Origin of the sequence: Tepidimonas sp. (assembly GCF_046292505.1) — a bacterium.
Lineage (GTDB): Bacteria > Pseudomonadota > Gammaproteobacteria > Burkholderiales > Burkholderiaceae_C > Tepidimonas.
The window spans coordinates 1-1032 of record NZ_JBKBQX010000123.1 but is presented as its reverse complement, the minus strand read 5'-3'; the positions used below and the strand labels follow the sequence as shown (position 1 = coordinate 1032).

Below are 1032 nucleotides of genomic sequence, written 5' to 3'. Positions count from 1 at the left end.
GCATCACCCCAAAACAGCGGCTGGCCATGGCCGCATAGCTCTACTTCTCGGAGCGCTGGATTTCGGGGGGATTACCCAAGAATGTATGTATGATACCGCCCTCCCCGTTCGGGTTGCGGTCATCCTGGCCCGGGGTTTACCCGGTTCCGGGCGGGGTTTCATGGCTTTTCAACGGTGGCATCATGGCCTTTGCGCATCGTGTTTTTCTGCCCACCGCGGCGGCGCTGGTGGGTGTGTTGGCGTTGTCCGCTTGTGGGGAGTGGGGGGCGTCCCCGCCGGCTCAGGCGGCATCGGCCGCGCAACCCGGCGCTATGCCGGCCATGCCCGTGACCGTGCGGGTGGTGCGGCGCGAGCCCGTGCCGGTGACGGTGGAGGCCGTCGGACAGGCCGAGGGCTCGCAGGAGGTGGAAGTGCGCGCCCGGGTGTCCGGGCTGATCGAGCGCAAGCTGTACCAGGAAGGCGAGCGCGTGCGCGCCGGGGCGCCGCTGTTTCAGATCGAGCGCGCGCCGTTCGAAATTGCGCTGCAGCAGGCGCGGGCCAATTGGGCCCAGCGGCAGGCGCAGCTGGAGCAGGCCCGGCGCGAGGCGCAGCGGCTGGCCCCGCTGGCCGAGCAGCGCGCCATTGCCCCGCGCGAGTACGACGACGCGGTCTCGGCCCTGCGCTTGGCCGAGGCCGCCGTGGCCGCGGCCCAGGCCACCGTGCGCGAGGCCGAGCTGAACCTGTCTTACACGACGGTGACCGCGCCGATCACGGGGGTCACGGGGCGGGCGCAGAAATCCACCGGCGCGCTGGTCAGTGCCGGGACCGACAGCCTGCTGACCACGGTGGCGCAGACCGACCCCATCTGGGTGCGGTTTGCCTTTTCCGAGGGGGAGCTGGCGCGGCTGCGCCAGGCCCGGCGTGCCGACGTGCGCTTGCTGGGTCCGGATGGCCGGCCCATGCTCACCGGGGGGCGGTTGAATTTCGCGGCCTCCACCGTCGATCCCCGTCTGGGTACGGTGCAGTTGCGGGCCGAGTTTGCCAACCCCGAGC

General features: G+C 70.9%; 1 protein-coding gene. It reads left to right on the top strand.

Annotated elements, in window-relative coordinates:
* Nucleotides 1–320: 320 nt before the first annotated feature.
* The coding region (locus ACK4TH_RS12160; protein ID WP_409626823.1) for an efflux RND transporter periplasmic adaptor subunit at nucleotides 321–1032 on the top strand (712 nt) is incomplete at its 3' end.